General features: G+C 60.3%; 4 protein-coding genes. 2 read left to right on the top strand and 2 right to left on the bottom strand.

What is annotated here, in order from left to right:
- The coding region (locus ACIQ1A_RS09580) for an ABC transporter substrate-binding protein (protein WP_395770846.1) at nucleotides 1–654 on the top strand (654 nt) is incomplete at its 5' end.
- Here the strand turns inward: ACIQ1A_RS09580 and ACIQ1A_RS09575 are convergent.
- Nucleotides 651–1,457: a hypothetical protein gene (locus tag ACIQ1A_RS09575; protein ID WP_395770845.1), complete on the bottom strand. Its 807-nt coding sequence runs from the start codon at nucleotides 1,455–1,457 to the stop codon at nucleotides 651–653. The genes ACIQ1A_RS09580 and ACIQ1A_RS09575 overlap by 4 nt on opposite strands.
- 62 nt (nucleotides 1,458–1,519) lie before the next feature.
- Here ACIQ1A_RS09575 and ACIQ1A_RS09570 point away from each other — a divergent pair, with 62 nt between their 5' ends.
- Nucleotides 1,520–2,266, top strand: a complete 747-nt coding sequence (locus tag ACIQ1A_RS09570) for a hypothetical protein (RefSeq protein WP_395770844.1) — start codon at nucleotides 1,520–1,522, stop codon at nucleotides 2,264–2,266.
- Here ACIQ1A_RS09570 and cysC read toward each other — a convergent pair.
- The coding region (cysC, locus tag ACIQ1A_RS09565; protein WP_395770843.1) for an adenylyl-sulfate kinase at nucleotides 2,259–2,759 on the bottom strand (501 nt) is incomplete at its 5' end. The genes ACIQ1A_RS09570 and cysC overlap by 8 nt on opposite strands.

Raw genomic sequence — 2,759 nt, 5'->3', positions numbered from 1 at the left:
ATTTCCGATGGCGCCGATGTCATCATCGCCAAACCCGGCATCACCTCGGTCAAGGACCTGGCCGGACGCCGGGTCGGTTTCGAGGAAGGCGCACTCGGCCGCTATATGCTGACCCGGGCCCTGGAGCTTAACGGCATGAAACCGGATGCGGTGCGCACCGTCAACATCCTGATCGACGACAGCGTGGACGCCTACCAGAACGACCGGGTCGATGCCGTCGTCACCTTCGAACCCTACCGTGGCCAGTTATTGGCCTTGGATGGTGTCGAAATATTCAACAGCAAACAGTTGCCCAATGAAATCATTGACGTGCTGGTCATCCGTGCCGAGTACGCCGAGGCCAACCCGCAAACGCTGCGCGCCCTGATCAAAGGCTGGCTGGACGCGGCGACGCTGATCAAGACCGCGCCAGAAACCGTGGCCCAGGATCTGGCCTGGTATCTGAAAATTCCAAGCACGGAAGTCGAAGCGGCCTTCGAAGGCCTGACCATTCCCGATGCCAAGCAAAATCATGACATGCTCGGCGGCCGCGAACCGATACTGTTGCAGAACAATGGCAAAATCGTCAGCTTCATGGAACGGCAGTACCAAAAGCCCATTCACCAATTGAGCTACGAAATCTACACCGACCGCTTCGTGCCGAAAACCGATTAAGCCAGGCGCGAGCGCTGGATTTGTGCCACCAGTGCTGAACGCAGATTCCTGAAACCTGCCAGATACTGCGGGTCGGCGTGCACGCTGTAGGCCAGCTTCAGGGCATCCAAGCGATACAGGACATCGCGGTAAGGTCCGAACATCGGATCGGCCAAGGCCATCGACTCCGCATTGCAGGCGCGGATACGCCATGCATCGCTGGTGAGCAGCACAGTGGCCAGGCGTTCCACCAAGAAGACTTTCAGCGGCGCACGTCCGCGGTCATGTACGGTATCGGCATTCAGGACATGCGCAGGATCGGCTTCCAGCACGGCAAACAAACGCTCGCACAGCGCCAGCCATGTCCGCCAAAAGGCTGGGGTGGCCACGAAATAATTGCAGAATACGGTGTTGCCGGCATGGGTCACCCAAGTGGTCGGATCGCGAGGCAGCCCGAGTTCGGTCAGCATCGCCGAGAACAGCGCGGCCGACCCCGGATGCGCCTGCTCGGATTGCAGCAACACATTTCGGAAGAACGCCGACTGATCGAAAAACGGCGAGAACAGCACAACCTCGGCCTCGCTGCCGGCCAGAAATTGGGTGACGTCCACCGCATCCAGTCCGGTCTTGGCACGGAACTTGGGCGAAAAAAAACCGTAGCGGGCATGTTCATCCAGCGGGGTATTCAACAAAAACTGCCGGATCGGCCAATACTCGCGCCAGTCCGGGCGCGGATTGGCCCGATTGTCCAAAGGCAAAAAGCCCGGATCCAACTGCTGCCGGGAGCTTTCAGAATAATAAATCTGGTACAGATGATCGGTCATGCGGGCTCTGGGCGATGCGCTACAATGCCAGTATGCGTGAAAACGCCCGCGCCGGAAATCCCATGCCGAGTCTGCACACGTTCATCATTTCCTGGAAAGGCCAGCACGCCAGAGCTGCCGCCATTGCCCGGGACGTGGCCGCGGTCAGCGATGTGGTCAGCATCGTGTATTCCGATCCCGATCCGCAGACTGCGCCCGAGGCCGACTGCCTAATGATTCGCCGCGATGACGCCCTGTTCTGGGCCGATAAATTCAATGCCTGTCTGGAGCATTTGCCGGCCGATGCTGACTTGCTGTTAGTGATTCATGCCGACTGCGACTGCGACGACTGGGCCGGTCTGGTGACCGCCAGCCGCAGGGCCCATCGCGAGTACCCGCGCATCGCGGTCTGGGCGCCCTTGATCAGCTTCACGCCCTATCCGCTCAAGCACACCCTGCTCGGCCGATTCTTCAACAGCCCGATGAAGCTGGTGGCGCAGACCGACGGCATCGTGTTCTCGCTGTCGAAGGCGGCCATCACCCGCATGCGCGCATTGGACTATTCCAAGAACCTGTACGGCTGGGGCATCGACTGGGTATTCATGGCCTTCACCTACGCCAACAAACTGTTCGCGGTGGTCGATCCGCGGGTGCAGGTGCGGCACCCGGAATCACACGGGTACTCGCAGCACAATGCCAATGCCCTGATGCAGGACTTTCTGAAACAGCTGGGGCCGAGCGAATACGTGCAATACGCACTGCTCAGCAGCCACATCTATTACCTGACCGAAAGCGGCGCCGGCGAGGCCGGTGCCGCGCCACTCAGCTGATCCGTTTCAGAATCGCTTCGACCAGATCTTCGACCGGGGCCTCGGCGGTGCGCAGATGTAACTCGGGATGCAACGGCGCCTCGTAGGGCGAAGAGATGCCGGTGAAGTTCGGCAACTGTCCGGCCCGGGCCTTGGCATACAGGCCTTTGACATCGCGCTGTTCGCAGACATCGATCGGCGTGTCCACGAACACCTCGATGAACTCGTCATCGCTGAACAGGGCGCGGGCCATGTCGCGTTCGCTGCGGAACGGCGAGATGAACGACACCAGCACGATCAGACCGGCATCCACCATCAGGCGTGCCACTTCCGCCACGCGCCGGATGTTCTCGACGCGGTCGGCTTCGGTGAAACCCAGATCGCGGTTCAGACCATGCCGGACGTTGTCGCCATCGAGCGCATAGGTGTGGTGGTGGCCGGCCAACAGGCGTTGTTCCAGCTGATTGGCGATGGTGGATTTTCCGGAACCGGACAGACCGGTGAACCAGATGCA

Source organism: Arenimonas sp. (genome assembly GCF_044353605.1).
Lineage (GTDB): Bacteria > Pseudomonadota > Gammaproteobacteria > Xanthomonadales > Xanthomonadaceae > Arenimonas.
The sequence above is the reverse complement of the archived record's forward strand: the minus strand, read 5'-3'. Positions and strand labels throughout refer to the sequence as shown.